The organism is Propioniciclava sinopodophylli, assembly GCF_004324755.1.
Taxonomy (GTDB): domain Bacteria; phylum Actinomycetota; class Actinomycetes; order Propionibacteriales; family Propionibacteriaceae; genus Propioniciclava; species Propioniciclava sinopodophylli.
In genome coordinates, this window is record NZ_SDMQ01000006.1 from 54,362 (window position 1) to 70,731 (window position 16,370).

Annotated in this window: 11 protein-coding genes; 4 read left to right on the forward strand and 7 right to left on the reverse strand. The window is 69.4% G+C overall.

Translation table 11 applies throughout. The features are described from left to right. Positions 1 to 53: 53 nt before the first annotated feature. Together ET989_RS14895 and ET989_RS07350 are read right to left on the reverse strand one after the other, a co-directional pair. Positions 54 to 443, reverse strand: coding sequence for a hypothetical protein (locus ET989_RS14895; RefSeq protein ID WP_165490081.1), 390 nt, complete (start codon positions 441 to 443; stop codon positions 54 to 56). A 119-nt stretch (positions 444 to 562) separates the two neighbouring features. After that, positions 563 to 3,220, reverse strand: a complete 2,658-nt coding sequence (locus ET989_RS07350; protein WP_131167899.1) for a replicative DNA helicase — start codon at positions 3,218 to 3,220, stop codon at positions 563 to 565. A gap of 442 nt (positions 3,221 to 3,662) precedes the next feature. Between ET989_RS07350 and ET989_RS07355 the strand changes: the two genes are divergently transcribed. The 3 genes from ET989_RS07355 to ET989_RS07365 all read left to right on the forward strand — a co-directional run bounded on the left by ET989_RS07355 (position 3,663) and on the right by ET989_RS07365 (position 6,934). Next, positions 3,663 to 4,049 carry a metal-sensitive transcriptional regulator gene (locus ET989_RS07355; protein ID WP_131167900.1) on the forward strand — a complete coding sequence of 129 codons (387 nt, stop codon included), beginning with the start codon at positions 3,663 to 3,665 and terminating at the stop codon, positions 4,047 to 4,049. 25 nt (positions 4,050 to 4,074) lie between these two features. Next, positions 4,075 to 4,527 (forward strand): heavy-metal-associated domain-containing protein, encoded by a 453-nt coding sequence (locus ET989_RS15565; protein ID WP_241656257.1) that lies wholly within the window; start codon positions 4,075 to 4,077, stop codon positions 4,525 to 4,527. Between the two features lie 136 nt (positions 4,528 to 4,663). Continuing rightward, positions 4,664 to 6,934, forward strand: coding sequence for a heavy metal translocating P-type ATPase (locus ET989_RS07365; RefSeq protein ID WP_277751354.1), 2,271 nt, complete (start codon positions 4,664 to 4,666; stop codon positions 6,932 to 6,934). Between the two features lie 177 nt (positions 6,935 to 7,111). Here the strand turns inward: ET989_RS07365 and ET989_RS07370 are convergent, their stop codons facing one another. Continuing rightward, the gene (locus ET989_RS07370) at positions 7,112 to 7,492 is read right to left on the reverse strand and encodes a YchJ family protein (RefSeq protein WP_131167901.1); all 381 of its coding nucleotides are present in this window, start codon (positions 7,490 to 7,492) and stop codon (positions 7,112 to 7,114) included. Beyond that, positions 7,485 to 8,810: a glycosyltransferase gene (locus tag ET989_RS07375; RefSeq protein WP_165490082.1), complete on the reverse strand. Its 1,326-nt coding sequence runs from the start codon at positions 8,808 to 8,810 to the stop codon at positions 7,485 to 7,487. Before ET989_RS07375 ends, ET989_RS07370 begins: the two co-directional genes overlap by 8 nt. Positions 8,811 to 8,946: 136 nt before the next feature. Here ET989_RS07375 and ET989_RS07380 point away from each other — a divergent pair, with 136 nt between their 5' ends. Next, a complete protein-coding gene (locus tag ET989_RS07380; protein WP_131167903.1) occupies positions 8,947 to 9,852 on the forward strand; it encodes an SDR family oxidoreductase in 906 nt (301 codons plus the stop codon). 219 nt (positions 9,853 to 10,071) lie between these two features. On the opposite strand, the gene ET989_RS07385 is transcribed toward ET989_RS07380, so the two are convergent. Genes ET989_RS07385 through ET989_RS07395 form a run of 3 tightly spaced genes read right to left on the reverse strand, consistent with a single transcriptional unit; the run spans position 10,072 to position 16,319 of the window. After that, positions 10,072 to 11,082, reverse strand: coding sequence for a dihydroorotate dehydrogenase-like protein (locus ET989_RS07385; RefSeq protein ID WP_131167904.1), 1,011 nt, complete (start codon positions 11,080 to 11,082; stop codon positions 10,072 to 10,074). Positions 11,083 to 11,087: 5 nt separating this feature from the next. Then, on the reverse strand, positions 11,088 to 14,654 hold the full coding sequence (nifJ, locus tag ET989_RS07390; protein ID WP_131167905.1) for a pyruvate:ferredoxin (flavodoxin) oxidoreductase: 3,567 nt from the start codon (positions 14,652 to 14,654) through the stop codon (positions 11,088 to 11,090). Between the two features lie 27 nt (positions 14,655 to 14,681). Continuing rightward, positions 14,682 to 16,319, reverse strand: coding sequence for an NAD(P)-binding protein (locus ET989_RS07395; RefSeq protein ID WP_131167906.1), 1,638 nt, complete (start codon positions 16,317 to 16,319; stop codon positions 14,682 to 14,684). Positions 16,320 to 16,370 lie beyond the last annotated feature (51 nt).

The following is a 16,370-nucleotide window of genomic DNA, read 5'->3' on the forward strand; positions in this document are numbered from 1 at the left end:
TGGAACCGGGCCAGGTCGTGCTCGACCTCGGTTCCGGCGGCGGGCTCGACGTCCTACTCTCCGCCCGCCGCGTCGCCCCCGACGGCCACGCCTACGGTGCTGCCGCCACTGGGGGACAGCCATGGCTTGCAGCGCTCAATTGCCGACCAGTACCGCGCATCGAGTTGGATGTCGAACCCGTACCGACCCAAGTCATGTAGGTGCTGCTTCAGGTTCTTGATCAAGGCGAGGAGCTCTCGGCTGTTCTCCGCCCAGTAGTGGTGTGTTGACTCCGCGCGACCATTGATGGCAAGGAAGTGATCGTTCAACTGCTCGTGAAGGACCGCGAACATGTGCCCGAACTGGGTGTCGCTATAGAGCCGCGTGAAAGAGGGGTCCGCGGGCTTCGCTGCATACTCCTCGATCACGTCGTGGAGCATCAGGTCCGCAGGGGTGGCCGGCATCAGTCTCCTCGGGATCATGTCCTGCGGGAACCTGAGAGTTGTTCCTCAGGGGTTTCATATGAAGCAAAGTCGGAGGTTCTTGAAGAGTTCCCTGCATCTCGACAAGACGCCCGAGGGCTCTAGCGCTGCATGTCCACGAACCGACTGAGGGCACCCTGGAACGCCACTGGCAGGGTGTCGGTGGCACCGTTTCGATGCTTGGCCACGATGAAGTCGGCCTCTCCCTGGCGAGGGGACTGCTTGTCGTAGGCATCCTCACGGTGGAGGAGGATCACCATGTCCGCATCCTGCTCCAGGGAGTTGTGCACGCTGATGCCATCAGCGATGAAGTTGTGGGTGTCCAGAACGGTCGCGTCGTAGACCTCTTCCTCGCCCACGAACTCGATGGAGGCGACGGCGTCCCAGTAGATGTCGCTGGTGGCCTCGCGTTCGAGTTCTGCCGACCCCACGATGCGGGCAGCACGAGCCAAGCGCTCGCGACTGGGGGAGTGCTTCCACATCGTCGAGCCGCAGAACTGCGTCTCCATGGCAGCAGCGAACTGACGGTGGGTCATGCCGGCCGTCACCAACTGTGCGCGCACCTTCCGCCAAGCCTCGGCGGGCACGGTGTCCAGGTTCGTGTTCGGGACGATGCCCTCGAGATTCCGCAAGACCTCGTTGACACCTTCGCGGCGGGCGCCCCAGACGCCGATCTCCCAGCAGAACAAGCGCTGGGCTGCCGCGCCGTTGATAAGCACGTGGTAGCCGTCGCGGTAGCCGGCCTTCTGGGCTGTCTTGAGGCGTGCGACGATGCCGAAGCGACCGAGCAGACGCATGACGTCGTCGGCCAGTCGGCGGCTGGAGGTCGCGTAGTAGATGCGTCCTTGCCCGGCCTTGTCGTCCCAGCGGACCGACCCGTCTGTGGCCCACAAGTGGCTCAGGAAGAGGCCGACCTGCTCGCGCGGCAACTGGTGCACCCAGTCGGGCACGAACTTCTCGTGCGAACGCTTCCCGAATAGACCCATCTCGTCCAGCCACGCGGCGATTGGGTTGCGGCGTCCGTGCGTCAGGTGGAACGGCGCAGGCAGGCGCAGCGTCGTCACGCGAGCGGCGGCGTATTCGTCACGCACGGCCGTGATGCCGAACCGACGATCCGCAGCGTCCGCGACGATCTCGAGGTTCAACTCGTCGATGGATGCGTAACGGATCGGCTGGCGCTTCACGAACGAGCCGTCACCCAGCAGGTGCGCGAGCAGGATCACTTCGTCGTCATCGCGCTGGATCGGATTCAGCGGCTGGGGCACCATCCTTGGGATCGCCACGCGAGTGCCCTCGGTCAGTTCGCCCAGCGGCACCCAGCCGCCGTAGGTCAGGAAGGGGTGGTTGGCCGACGCCTTCACCTCGCGTCCGGACGCCAACCGCAGCCGGAAGACCTCCTTGACCCCCGACGAGAAGACGTGCGTCATGGGGCGGGCGACCAAGCGACCCGAGGCGTCCAACGACCACACCGGCACGTTGCGCTCACCTGACTCCAGCAGCGAACCCATCGTCACCTCGGCACCCGTGTCGGCGCGCAGCACGCGCGTGTCGGCGGTCAGGCAGCCTGACTCGCGCAGGTCCGACAGCATCGGCTTCTTGTCCTGGCGCGCCTCGGGGCCACGGTTGAGCTGCGACAGCGCGACGACGGGAACCTCGAGTTCCTTGGCCAAGAGCTTGATCTGGCGGGAGAACTCCGAGACCTCGAGCTGGCGGGATTCGACCTTCTTGCCCGAGGTCATCAGCTGCATGTAGTCGATGATGATCAGCTTGAGGTCGTTGCGCTGCTTCAGGCGGCGCGCCTTGGCGCGGATCTCCATCATCGTCAGGTTGGGGGAGTCGTCGATGAACAGCGGCGCCCGCGACACCTGCGCGGTCTTGTTCGAGATGCGCTGCCAGTACTCCTCGGTCATGTCGCCCTTGCGGATCGCGTTCAGCGGCACGCCCGACTCCGCGGACATGAGGCGCATCACGATCTCCGACTTCGTCATCTCCAGGCTGAAGAAGACCGAGCACAGGCCGTGGCGAATGGACGCCGCGCGTGCGAAGTCCAGCCCCAGCGTCGACTTACCCATGCCGGGACGGGCGGCGATGATGATCATCTGGCCCGGGTGTAGCCCGTTGGTCAGGTGGTCCAGGTCGATGAACCCGGTCGGGACTCCGGCCATCTGGCCGTGCTGGGTCAGCGCCTCGATCTCGTCGAGGGTAAGCTCCACCAGCTCCGACAAGGGCTGGTAGTCCTCCTTCGTCCGGTTCTCGGCGACCTCGTAGATCGTCTGCTGGGCCCGGTCGACGATGCCGGTGACGTCACCCTCGGCCTGGTAGCCCATCTGGGAGATCTTCATCGACGCATCGACCAGACGACGCAGGATCGCCTTGTCGCGGACGATCTCGGCGTAGTAGGTGGCGTTCGCCGTCACCGACACCGAGGACAGCAGCTCATGCAGGTAGATGTGGCCGCCGATCTGGCTGATCTGGCCCTTCTTGCCGAGGTGGTCGGCCACCGTGATGGCGTCCACCGGCTCGCCGGCGCCGTAGAGGTCCATGACCGCGTCAAAGACGTACTCGTGCGCGGGCCGGTAGAAGTCGCGGCCCTTCAGCACTTCGGTGACCTCGCCGATCGCGTCCTTGCTCAACAGCATCGCGCCGAGCACGCTCTGCTCGGCGGCCAGATCCTGCGGGGGCGTCCGATCGGCGTAGCCGCTGCCGCGCTGCTCGAAGGGGACGACATTGTCCGACCACTGCCCACGCTGCTCCGACATCCCACTCCCTCATCCGACCTGCTCCCACTCAAGCGGCAGGGTCTGACACTTCCTGGCCGTCGGGGGTTCAGACGACGTTAGACCCTGTGTGCCCCGCCGCCAAACGAGTCATCCACCCCCGGTTGTGGATGAACTGTGGATGACTGTGGACCCACGGCGTCCGGCCTGTGCGCGACACGCCGTCGTAGCTGGGGATCCCGCAGAACTTCTCGCCTCAACCGCGCTCCGGCTAGGGCGTATGGTGCGTGGAGGCTGGGGATGGGGGAGACTTTTCACTTCTTGGGATGAGTGGCGCCGGAGGTTGACCACCCTCCCGTGCGGGGTGCTATGGGGCCGAGTCATGCACCGGTTGTCCACAGGGACGAGGGTATCTGCTCAAGTGTCGCTGAGCTTTGGGGGAACACACCCCTGGGGGGTATGATTTCCGGTGCGAGGAGGAAACATGACCGAGCGCACCATCCCCACGATCCCCGACGACGCGAGCACGCTGGACGTGGCGTCGCCAGCCGGCTGTGGCTGCCACGGTGAAGCCGCGGACGCCGACCACCAGCACGGCTACATCACGGCGAAGGAGAACTACCAGCGCCGCCTGCGCCGCATCGAGGGTCAGGCCCGCGGGCTCCAGCGCATGGTGGAGGAGGAGAAGTACTGCATCGACATCCTGACGCAGATCTCCGCCATGACGAAGGCGCTGCAGTCCGTCGCGCTCGAACTCCTCGAGGACCACATGGCCCACTGCGTGGTCGCAGCCGCCCGCGAGGGTGGCCCGGCCGCGGAGGAGAAGATCCAGGAGGCGTCCGAAGCGATCGCGCGCCTCGTCCGCAGCTGACCCACCATTCACAAGGAGAATCACCATGGTTGACCTCACGATCAAGGACGCCAACGCCGCCGCCTCCGGCGGGGGGTGTGGCTGTGGCGGCTGTGGCTGTGGCGGCGACGCCCAGGCCACCCCGGTGCAGGAGCCCCAGGCCCAGGCCGCCGGCTGCAACTGCGGCCCGGACTGCGACTGCGGCTGCCAGGAGGGCAAGCCCTGTACCTGCGGCGACAAGGCCTCGTCCGGCTCGGCCGCACCGTCGGCCGCCAGCGGCGTCATCGGTGGCGGCCAGGTGGCCCAGTACACCGTCTCCGGCATGACCTGCAGCCACTGCGTCAACGCGGTCACCGAGGAGATCTCCGCGATCCCCGGCGTCACCGACGTGCAGGTCGACCTGGAGTCCGGCTCGCTGAAGGTGGCCTCGGAAGCCCCGGTCGACTTCGACCGCATCGTGGAGGCCGTCGCCGAGGCGGGCGACTACACCGTCTCCTGATGATTCCCCGGCTGGGCCTGTCGAGGCAGGCCCAGCCGGGCCCCACACCTGAATACCCAACCCTTCCGCCAGGGCCGGTCAGTCCTCGGGGTCGCCCGACCACCCGCCGGTCCTCCGCACCAAGGAGTGATCCACCGTGGCCATCACGCCCACGACAAACGACGAGCGACGTGAATCGTTCGAACTCGACATCGACGGCATGACCTGCGCGAGCTGCGCGGCCCGCATCGAGAAGAAGCTCAACAAGGTCGACGGCGTCATCGCGTCCGTCAACTACGCCACCGAGAAGGCCAAGGTCCTGGCCCCGCTCGGCACCACCACCTCCGACCTCATCAAGGTCGTCGAGGCCACCGGCTACGGCGCACGGCGTCCCGACCCGGCGGCGCCCCAGGTCGACCGCGCGGCCCCCATCCGCCGGGACCTGGTGCTCAGCGCCGTCCTCGCCGTCCCCGTCATCGCGATCGCGATGGTTCCCGCCCTGCAGTTCCCGGGCTGGACGTGGGCGTCCCTGCTGCTGACCGCGCCCGTCTACTTCTGGGCCGGACGCCGCTTCCACCACTCCGCGTGGGTCAACCTCAAGCACGGCGCCACCACGATGGACACCCTGATCTCGCTCGGCACCTCCGCCGCGTTCTGGTACTCGGTGTGGGCACTGCTCTTCACCCACGCCGGCGACCTCCACTACACGCACCCCTTCGAGTTCTCGATCGGGCGCTCGGACGGAGCCTCGGTCTACTTCGAGGCCGTCGCCGGCATCACGACGTTCCTGTTGGCCGGACGCTGGTTCGAGGCCCGCTCCAAGAGCCAGAGTTCCGAGGCGCTGCGCGCCCTGCTGACGCTCGGGGCGTCCGAGGCCACCGTGTTGCGCGACGGCGTGGAGCAGCGCCTTCCCATCGACTTCCTCAAGCTGGACGACGAGTTCGTCGTCCGCCCGGGCGAGAAGATCGCGACGGACGGTGTGATCGTGTCGGGCACCGGCGCCGTCGACGAGGCGATGGTCACCGGTGAGTCGGTTCCCGTCGACAAGCACCCGGGCGATCGCGTGCTCGGCGCCACGCTGAACGCGAACGGACGCCTCGTCGTGCGCGCCACCGCGCTCGGCGGCGACACCGAGCTGGCCCGCATGGCGCGCATGGTCGAGGAGGCCCAGACCCGGAAGGCGCCGATCCAGGCGCTCGCCGACAGGATCTCGGGCATCTTCGTGCCCATCGTCCTCGTCATCGCCGCGCTGACCTTCGTGGGGTGGCTGCTGGCGGGGGAGGGCATCCTGTTCGCCGCCACGGCGGCGGTGGCCGTGCTGATCATCGCCTGCCCGTGCGCCCTCGGCCTCGCCACCCCGACCGCCCTGTTGGTCGGCACCGGCGTCGGCGCCCGGATGGGCGCGATCATCGCCGGCCCGGACGTGCTCGAGCGCGCCCGAGCCGTCCGCACCATCGCGCTGGACAAGACCGGCACCGTCACCCGCGGCGACCTGCGCGTCGTGGCCGTCCACCCGGCCGACGGGGTCACGGAGGCCGAGCTGCTCCGCCTGGCCGGCACAGCCGAGTCCGGCTCGGAGCACCCCCTGGCCCGCGCCATCGTCGCGGCGGCGTCCGATGGCGGGCTGGGCGAGCTGGGGCAGTTCGAGAACACCCCCGGCGAGGGCGTCCGCGCGCTGGTCGACGGGGTCGAGGTCGCCGTCCTGCGGCCGGACGCCGCCGAGGGCTTGCCTTCCGCGCTCGCGTCCGTCATCGAGGACGCCCAAAGTCGCGGCGAGACGCCCGTCGTGGTGCAGGTCCGGCTCCCTGGGCCGGTCGACGGGGCATCGCCGAGCTCAGACAGCCGGGACGGCTCAGGCGGCCGCGCAGTCGGGGTCATCTCCCTGGCCGACACGGTCAAGGAGTCGTCGGCCGAGGCGATCGGCCGGATGAAGGATCTCGGCCTGACCCCGGTGCTGCTGACCGGCGACAACGAACGCGCCGCACGCGCGGTGGCGACACGGGTCGGCATCGACGAGGTGCGCGCGAACGTGCGCCCCGAGGGCAAGGTCGAGGTGGTCCGCGAGCTGCAGGCCCGCGGGCAGGTGGCGATGGTCGGCGACGGCGTCAACGACGCGGCCGCGCTCGCGGCGTCCGACCTCGGCATCGCCATGGGGTCGGGAACCGACGCCGCCAAGGAGGCCGCCGGCATCACCCTGATGCGCGGCGACCTCATGCTGGCGGTCGACGCGATCCGGCTGTCGCGGCGCACGCTGCGCACGATCCGGACCAACCTGTTCTGGGCGTTCGCGTACAACGTCGCCGCGATCCCGCTGGCCGCGCTGGGCATGCTGACGCCGATGATCGCCGGCGCCGCCATGGCGTTCAGCTCGGTGTTCGTCGTCGCCAACTCGCTGCTGCTGCGCGGGTTCCGTCCCTCGACCCGCTGAGCGGCCCATGACCCGATCCTCCCAGCCCTGAGTCCGTCGCCCGCCCCGGTGTGCACTTCGAGCTCGCAGAACCATCGCCACAGCGATGGGATCGCCGCCTCGAAGTGCACACCCGTGGGCGCACACCACCCCCTGCCTGAGCTCGTCGAGGGGCCTCGACGAACCGGCCGACCGTGACTAGTGGAGCGTGCCGTTCACGTACACCCAGCGCCCGTCCAGCAGGGCGAAGCGCGACGTCTCGCGCAGGACGCCCGCGTGGCGCCCCGACTCCCAAGAGGCGGCGAACCGGACAGTTCCGTCGTCCTCCCAGGCCGAGCCCTTGGTGGTGTCCTCGATGACCAGGCCGGTCCAGGTCATGGCCGGGTCGAGGTCGACCGAGGCGGGCCGGGTGGAGGGGTGCCACGACTCCAACAGGTAGCCCTCCAGGCCGAGCGCGAACGCGGAGTACCGCGACCGCATCAGCTGGACGGCCGTGGCCGCCACGCGGCGTCCGTCGTGGATCGCGCCGCAGCACGCCTCGTAGGGCCTGCCCGTTCCGCAGGGGCAGGTCTCACGCATCGCCGTTGGGCGGGATCGCCTTCATGGACTCGGGGACCTCCTCGCCCGCCGCGAGCGCCCGGTACAGGTCGAGAATCGCGGCGGACTGGTTCGCGATCGTCCACCAGCCCGCCATCTGGCGTGACCGCGCCTGGGCGGCGGCCTTGAACTCGGGGTCGGACAGCTTGTGCAGCATCATCACCAGCTGGCGGGCCAGCGACTCCGGCGTCGGGCGCGCGATGGCGCCGTTGACGCCCTCGTCCAGCACCAGTCGCAGCTCGTGGTCGACCGACACGATCGGCAGCCCCGCGTGGGCGGCCTCGTGCAGCACCAGTGCCTGGGTGTCGGTGAGCGACGGGAACGCGAACACGTCCGCCGAGGCGTAGTAGGGGCCGAGCTTGTCGCGCGGAACCTGACCGACCAGTGTGACGCCGCCGCGGGAACGGGCCCGGCGCAGCCGCGTCTCCAGGACGGGCGGCGCGGCGTGCCAGTCGCCGACCACCATGAGCTCGGCCTCCGGGATCTCCTCGCGCACCCACTCGAACGCCTCCAGCAGCAGCGAGACGTTCTTCTCGGCGGCGATCCGCCCCACGTACAGGATGCGGGGGCCGGACGCCGGGGGCAGCGGCTCGCCGGGCGGGAGGGCGTCCGCCCCGTTCGGGACGACCTTGATGTGGCTGCGGGGGGAGAGCTCGCGGACGCGGGTGGCCGTCTTGTCCGACGGCGTGGTGACCAGGTCGGCGGCCTGCAGCATGGCGCGGGCGGCGTTCAACAGGTTGCGCCGGGACATGCCGCGCTTCCAGAACTTCACGCTCATCCAGCGGCGCATGTCCTGCAGGGCGGGGCGCTTCATGCCGTGCGCGGACGCCTTGATCAGGCGGTAGTAGGCGTCGAGGAACGGCGTCAGCAGCGCGTAGTGGTCGGCGTACGCCTCGAAGTCGGTGTGCCACGTGACCATGAGAGGCACCTCGAGGCGGTCTGCCGCCCAGACGCCGAGCATCCCGGCCGCACCCAGCCCGTGCACGTGGATGACGTCCGGCGGGTCGGCGGCGAAGGCGTCCAGCGCCTGCTCGAAGCCCCGCCCGTTCGGCACGGCCATCGGCATGCCCGGTAGGCGGATCGACTTCAGCCGCACCTCGGTGCGCCCAGGCTCCCCGCGGTGGGGGTTCGGGCCGTCGCACGCGGGCGCCACGACCTGCACGTGGCATCCCGCCTTCAGCAGCTCGCCCTCGAGGAACTGCACGGCGTACAGCAGTCCGGAGTGCCCGGGCCCGTACATGTCGGTGAAGAGCGCGACCTTGAGGGGGGCCTCCGCGGTCGGGCTTGTCGTCTCGTCCATCGCTGGGGAGTCTAGGTCACCGGTTGGCAGTCCTCGAACGGAGCGCACCGGGGGCCGGTGGGGCTCGACTTCGACGAGCTTAGCCATCTTTCGATGACTAGCAGAAACGCTTGACGTCCGTGGTAGACAGGATGCCATGACCGATCTGCATGCCATCGACCGCACCGCACGATCCCTGACCATCGACGAGGGCGGGTTCCCCGCCCAGGAGCAGCAGCCCCCGGGCCTCACGTCCGAGATGGAGCCGCACCCCGACCACGGCGAGGAGACCTGGGTCGGCCGCGACCGGCTCTCGGGCCTGAAGGCCCTCATCACCGGCGGCGACTCCGGCATCGGCCGCGCCGTGGCGATCGCCTTCGCCCGCGAGGGCGCCGACGTCGCCCTGAACTACCTGCCCGACGAGCAGTCCGATGCCGAGGACACCAAGAAGTGGGTCGAGAAGGCCGGACGCCGCTGCGTGCTGGTGCCTGCCGACATCAGTGACGAGAAGGCCGCCCGCGCGATGGTCGACGAGGCCGCGGAGGGCCTGGGAGGCCTGGACGTCCTGGTCAACAACGCCGGCTTCCAGTGGGGACGCCGTGAGCACGGCCTTGCCTCGGTGAAGACCGACGAGATGGACCAGGTCATGAAGGTGAACCTGTACGCGCTGATCTGGGTCAGCCAGCAGGCGCTGAAGCACCTGGGCAAGGGCTCCAGCATCATCAACGTGAGCTCGATCCAGGCCTACGACCCCTCCGAGGCGCTCATCGACTACGCCTCGACCAAGGCGGCGATCAACAACATCACCGTGAACCTCGCCCAGGAGCTGGGGGAGAAGGGCATCCGCGTGAACGCCGTCGCGCCCGGCCCGATCTGGACGCCGCTGCAGCCGGCCACCAAGAAGGGCGACAGCATGCCGTCCTTCGGCGCGGACACCCCGCTGGGTCGCCCTGGCCAGCCGTCCGAGCTCGCAGGCGCGTTCGTGTTCCTGGCGAGCCCGCTCGAGGCGTCCTACGTCACGGGCACCGTGATCGGCGTGACGGGCGGCAAGCCCGTCTTCTGAGGCACCTCTGCAGGACCGGGCGACAGGTCTGAGTGCTGTTGCGCCCGCCCGTGTGACGAATCTGGCTGACGGTTAGCACGCCCTGGCGTGCTAACCGTCAGCCAGATTCGCCACACACGGGCAGGACCGTCAGCCAGATTCGCCACACACGGGCAGGGCCGCCAGCCAGATCCGTCGCACGCGGCCTAGAACCCGCACTCAGACCCGCACCACGGCTGGCTACAGCGCCCCGTAGCGGGCCTTGGCGTCCTGGATCGCCGAGACGTAGCCACCGCGACGCACGGCCTCGCCATCCCACATCGTCGGGACGGCGAGCATGCCGCGCACCTGATCCAGCGATGCGAAGCCCTTGCGGACCATCCACGACTGCAGCCCGCCGACGAGCTCGCGGCTGTAGGACCGCCCGTGCCGGATGAGGGCGGCGGTGGTCATGACCACGTCCGCGCCGGCGAGCAGGTACTTCACGACGTCGTCGGAGGACTCCACGCCCGAGGTGCCCGCCAGCGAGGCGGTGGTGTGGTTGCGCAGGGAGGCGATCCACATGCGGGGGAGGCGGCCCTCCTGGGGCGTCGACAGCTCGAACCCGGCGTCCGTCGTGAGGGTCTCGATGTCGATGTCGGGGTTCAGGAACCGGTTGAACAGCACCAGGCCGGACGCCCCGGCGTCCACCAGCTGCAGCGCCACGTCGCCGACCGAGGAGAAGTACGGCGACAGCTTGACCGACACGGGCACGGACACGGCGTCGGAGACCGCCGAGACGATCTCCAGGTGGCGCTCCACGACGACGTCGCCGGAGGTCTTCACGTCGCCGGGGACCAGGTAGATGTTCAGCTCGATGGCGGACGCCCCCGCGTCGGCCAGCTCGCGGGAGAACTCCACCCAGCCGCCCAGGTCGGCCCCGTTCAGGGACGCGATGACCGGCACGTCGACGGACTTGGCCGAGCGCTCCAGCAGCGACAGGTACGAGTAGGCGGCCGAGCGGGTCGTGATCGGGGTGGTCGGGAAGTAGTCCAGCGCCTCGGCGAACGCGTTGCTCTGCGCGTCGATCAGCTGCTCGTCGCGGGCGACTTCGGCGCGCAGCTGCTCCTCGAACAGCGAGTAGAGGACGACGGCGGATGCGCCGCCGTCGACGAGGCCCTGCACGCCGGCGACCGTTTGGGACAGGGGTCCGGCCGATGCCACGACGGGGTGCTCGAGTTCGAGCCCGAGGTAGTGCGTGGTCAGGTCCATGTCCCTCACTCCTTGGCGTCGGCCGCGAACTCCGCCGCGGTCCGGGTCGACATCTCCTCGTAGTCCCGCCAGCGGCGGTTCACCTGCATCTGGCCGTATTCCAGCATGCGCTCGGCCGTCTCGGGGTCGGACGAGGCCAGCATGCGGAAACGCAGCTCGTTCTCGTGGTACTTCTTCAGCGGGAACCGCGGGCGCGGCGAGTCGAGCAGGAACGGGTTCTTGCCCTGCATGCGCAGCACCGGGTTGAACCGCATGAGCGGCCAGTGCCCGGAGTTGACGGCCAAGTACTGCTGGTCCAGGCCCTTCTGCATGTCGATGCCGTGGGCGATGCAGTGGCTGTACGCCAGGATCAGCGACGGGCCGTCGTAGGCCTCCGCCTCGCGGAACGCCTTGAGCGTCTGCTGCGGGTCGGCGCCCATCGCCACGCGGGCGACATAAACGTTGCCGTACGCGATGGCCTGCAGGGCCAGGTCCTTGCTGATGGTCTCCTTGCCGCCGGAGGCGAACTTCGCCACCGCGCCCATGGGGGTGGCCTTCGAGGCCTGCCCGCCGGTGTTGGAGTACACCTCGGTGTCGAGCACGAGCACGTTGACGTTGCGGCCCGAGGCCAGCACGTGGTCCAGCCCGCCCGAGCCGATGTCGTAGGCCCAGCCGTCGCCGCCGACGATCCACACGGAGCGACGCAGCAGGTGGTCGGCGACCGAGCGCAGGTCGGCGGCCTTCGGGCCCTCCATCTTCTCCAGCGTGTGCTTGAGTTCCTCGACGGCCCGGAACTGGGCCGAGAGGTCCGACTCGTACAGCTGGTCGTTCTCGAGGATGCCGTCGACCAGGCCGTCGTCGTCGATGACGTCGCGCATCTCCTCCAGGCGCGTGCGCGCCAGCCGGGTCTGCAGGTCGGCGGCCAGGCGCAGGCCCAGGCCGAACTCGGCGTTGTCCTCGAAGAGCGAGTTGGACCACGCCGGCCCGCGCCCGTACCGGTTGCTCGACCACGGGGTCGTGGGCAGGTTGCCGCCGTAGATGGACGAGCAGCCCGTCGCGTTCGCGATCGAGGTCCGCCCGCCGAACAGCTGACTCAAGAGCTTCAGGTAGGGCGTCTCGCCGCAGCCGGTGCAGGCGCCGGAGAACTCGAACAGCGGCTCCAGGAACTGGACGCCGCGCACCGTCGCGAAGTCGACCCGGCTGCGCTGGTTGATCGTGATGGTCTCGAAGAAGCGGATGTTCTCGCGGGGCACGTCGCGCTCCAGGACGGGCTCGAGGTTGATGGCCTTGCGGCCACCGCCGTCGGCGACCTTCACCGGGCACGCCTCGACGCACAGGCCGCAGCCGGTGCAGTCCTCTGCGTACACCTGCAGGGTGTAGCGCGAGCCGGGCAGGCCGGCCGCGTTCAGCTCGGCCGACTGGAAGGACGACGGCGCCCCGGCCAGGGCGGTGTCGGGGTAGTACCTTGCGCGCAGCACGGCGTGTGGGCAGACGAGCGCGCAGTTGCCGCACTGGATGCAGGCCGTCTCATCCCAGACGGCGATGATGTCGGAGATGTTGCGCTTCTCGTACTGGGTCGTTCCGGAGGGGTAGGTGCCGTCGACCGGCAGTGCCGAGACCGGCAGGTCGTCGCCCTCGTCCAGCAGCATCCGCGACGTGACGTCGCGGACGAACTTCGGCACGCCCAGCGGGACGGGCGCCACCATCGCCACGTCGGAGGCCGGAGCCTCGGGCACCTCGACCCGGTGCAGGTGGGCGATCGCGGCGTCCACGGCAGCCTCGTTCTTCGCGACCACGTCGGGCCCCCGGCGTCCGTACGTCTTGCGGATGGACTTCTTGACCTCCTCGATGGCGGCCTCGCGCGGCATCACCTTCGAGATCGCGAAGAAGCAGGTCTGCAGCACGGTGTTGGTGCGGTTGCCCATGCCGGCGGTGCGGGCGACGGCGTTGGCGTCGACCGTCCACACCTCGCACTCCAGCTCGATGAGCTTCTCCTGCATGCGGCGGGGCAGCCGCGCGAACAGTCCGTCGGGGGAGTACGGCGCGTTGACGAGCACGACGGTGCCCCGGCGCGCGTGGCGCAGCACGTCGACCCGCTCGAGGATCGACCAGTGGTGCACCCCGATGAAACCGGCGGCGTTGACCAGGTAGGGCGCGGTGATCGGCTCCGGCCCGAAGCGCAGGTGCGAGACCGTGCGCGACCCCGACTTCTTGGAGTCGTAGACGAAGTAGCCCTGGGCGTAGGTGCCCTCCATGCCGCCCAGGATCTTGATGGTGTTCTTGTTGGCGCCGACGGTGCCGTCGGAGCCGATGCCGTAGAAGACCGCGCGTAGCGTCTCGGGCGACTCCACATCCAGCCAGCCCGGGTAGTCGATGCTGGTCAGCGACACGTCGTCGTTGATGCCGACCGTGAACCGCGGCCGCGGGGACGCCGTGGCCAGCTCGTCGAACACGCCGACGACCATGCCGGGGGTGAACTCCTTGCTGGAGAGGCCGTAGCGGCCGCCGATGACGCGCGGCAGGGTCGCACGGCGTCCTGACGCCACGGCCTCGGCCAGCGCGCTGGTCACGTCGAGGAACAGCGGCTCGCCGCCGGCGCCCGGCTCCGTGGTGCGGTCCATGACGGCGATGCGCGTGACCGACCCCGGGATAGCGGCCAGCACCTCCTCGACCGGGAAGGGCCGGTAGAGGCGCAGCTGGACGACGCCGACCTTCTCGCCGCGCGCGACGAGGTGCTCGACGGCCTGGATGGCGGTCTGGGCGGCCGACCCCATGATGATCAGGATGCGGTCGGCGTCCGGCGCGCCGTGGTACTCGACCAGGCGGTAGGCGCGCCCGGTCAGGTCGGCGAACTCGTCCATGGCCTGCTGCACGATGCCGGGCACGCGCGCGTAGAACGGGTTGACGGTCTCGCGCGACTGGAAGTAGGTGTCGGGGTTCTGCGCGGTGCCGCGGATGTAGGGGTGCTCTGGGCTGAGCGCTCGGCGGCGGTGATCGAGGATGAGCTCCTCGGGCACGTAGGCGCGCAGGTCGTCGTCGCTGAGCATGTCGAGCGTGTTCAGCTCGTGGCTGGTGCGGAACCCGTCGAAGAAGTGGATGAACGGGACGCGGCTGCGCAGCGTCGACAGCTGCGCGACGGCCGCCATGTCGTGCGACTCCTGCACCGAGGCCGAGCCGAGCAGGGCGAAGCCGGTCTGGCGGACGGCCATCACGTCCTGGTGGTCGCCGAAGATGGAGAGGCCCTGGGCCGCGATCGAACGTGCGGCCACGTGGAACACCGTCGAGGTGAGCTCGCCGGCGATCTTGTACATGTTCGGGATCATCAGCAGCAGGCCCTGGCTGGCCGTGAACGTCGTGCTCATCGCGCCGCCCTGCAGGGCGCCGTGCAGCGCGCCGGCCGCACCTCCCTCGGACTGCATCTCGATCACGGTGGGCTTCACCCCGAAGACGTTCGCCTGTCCCTTGGCCGCCCACTCGTCGGCGAGCTCGGCCATCGTGGAGGACGGGGTGATCGGGTAGATGGAGCACAGCTCGTTGAGGCGGTACGCGACGGATACCGCGGCCTCGTTGCCGTCGATGATGGCCTTCGTCATGGTGGGTTCCTTGCTCGCGTCGCGCGGTCAGCGCTCGGGGATCATCTCGATGGCGTGCACGGGGCACTGCTCGTAGCAGGTGCCGCAGCCGGTGCACTTGGTGTAGTCGTAGCGGTAGCGCAGGCCCTTGCCGAGCTTGATCACCGCGTCCTCGGGGCACGACCCCAGGCAGCCGTCGCACTCGATGCAGTTGCCGCAGCTCAGGCAGCGCCACGCCTCGGTGCGCGCCTGGTCGTCGGTCAGGCCGCCCACGATCTCGTCGAAGTTGAGGCGTTGAGCGACGTCCAACTCGGGCTGGGTGGTGGCGCGGTCATCGCCCCAGTACCAGAGGTTGAGCTTGTCGAACGTGGCCAGGTCGTTCTTCGGGTTGTCGACGACCGGGCGGCTCGCCAGCCAGCGGTCGATGACGCGGGACGCCTTCTTTCCGTGGCCGACCCCGACGGTGACCGTGCGCTCGGAGGGGACCGCGTCACCGCCGGCGAAGATGCCGGGCACGTCGGTCATCAGCGTGCGGGTGTCGACCTGGACGACATCGCCGTCGAACCGCATGCCGGGGATCTGCTTGAGGAAGCCCGAGTCCGCCTCCTGGCCCAGGGCCAGGATCACGGTGTCGGCCTCGAGGGTCTCGAAGCGGCCGGTGCCGACCGCCCTGCCGTTCTCGTCGAGCTCCATGATCTCGACCTGCATCCGGCCCTCGTCGACCTGGCTGATGGTGCGCAGCCAGTTCATCTTCACGCCCTCGCGGACGGCCTCGTCGCGCTCGCCGGCGTGGGCGGGCATCTGCTCGGCGGTGCGACGGTAGACGACGATCGACTCCTCCGCCCCCAGGCGCTGGGCTACGCGGGCGGCGTCCATGGCGGTGTTGCCGCCGCCGTAGACCGCCACGCGGCGACCGATCACGGGGCGCTCGCCGGAGGCGACGTCGCGCAGGAAGCTGACCGCGTCCACGATGCGCCCGGCGTCCCTGGTCGGGATGTCGACGCGCTTGGAGAGGTGGGCGCCGATGGCGACGAACACGGCGTCGAAGTTGCCCTGCGCCTGCTCCGCGACCAGGTCGGTGACGGTGTGGTTCTGCACGAAGGTGACGCCGAGGGCGCGGATGCGGTCGATCTCGGCGTCGAGGACGTCGCGTGGCAGCCGGTACTCGGGGATGCCGTAGCGCATCATCCCGCCGGGCAGATCAGAGGAGTCGTGCACCTCGACCTCGTGGCCGAGCATCGCGAGGTGGTAGGCCGCCGACAGGCCCGAGGGGCCCGAGCCGATCACCAGCACGCGGCGTCCGCTCGTGCGAGCCGGGGCCTGGAACCGCCACCCCTGCTCGATCGCCAGGTCGCCCAGATAGCGCTCGACGGAGTGGATACTCACTGCGCCGTCCAACTCGACGCGGTTGCAGGCCGTCTCGCACGGGTGGTAGCAGACGCGGCCGTGGATGGCGGGGAAGGGGTTGTTGCGGGTCAGTTCCCGCCAGGCGCCCTCGTCGTCCTTGGCCTTGACCAGCCGCAGCCACTCCTGGATGTTCTCGCCCGCCGGGCACGCGTTGTTGCAGGGGGGCAGAAGGTCGACGTAGATCGGCATCCGCACGCGGGTGGGGCCGACCCGGCCGGTGGACGCCCCCAGGTCGGGCAGGTGCGTCAGATTGCTGCGGGGCGCGGGCTGCTGGTCCATCGCTCAACCTCCGGTGGTGACGAGTCTGGGCGCAACACTACCTCTTGTAGT